1 protein-coding gene and 1 pseudogene are annotated in these 435 nt (G+C 65.7%); both read left to right on the plus strand.

Going from position 1 to position 435, the window contains the following annotated elements:
- Nucleotides 1–181, plus strand: a pseudogene (locus F2P46_RS36250) (ankyrin repeat domain-containing protein); the annotation flags it as partial.
- Between the two features lie 40 nt (nucleotides 182–221).
- Nucleotides 222–435, plus strand: a 214-nt coding sequence (locus tag F2P46_RS36255; RefSeq protein WP_166899338.1) for a hypothetical protein, incomplete at its 3' end; no start/stop codon positions are given.

Below are 435 nucleotides of genomic sequence, written 5' to 3' on the forward strand. Positions count from 1 at the left end.
CGACCTGCTGAACCTGTTGCTCGCCGAAGGCGCCAACCCGACACTGCGCAACAAGCGCGGCGAAGACGCCCTCGCCTGCGCGCGCCGGCGCGGCCATGCCGCCCTGGTCGAACGCCTGGAACAGCATCTCGCCGGCAAAACGGCAAGCGTTCCCGCGCCCGCCGCCGCAGCTCGAAAATAATATCCATGCAACGTCACATGCCCACCCAAAGGAAGCCCGCATGACCCGTCAGAACAACCGCCTGCTGCGCCTGAACTTTCCCAGCGGAGGCCCCGCCAGCCTCGTGGCCAACCGGATCGACGCGGTGGAGGGCCTGTCGCGCGACTTCCACTTCACCGTCGAATGCCTGAGCGACGATCCCAACATCGCCCTCAAGGATGTGCAGGGCAAGATGGCCACCGTCGAACTGGTGCGCGAAGACAACAGCAAGCGCT

Source organism: Massilia sp. CCM 8734, from assembly GCF_011682155.1.
Lineage (GTDB): Bacteria > Pseudomonadota > Gammaproteobacteria > Burkholderiales > Burkholderiaceae_D > Telluria_A > Telluria_A rubra.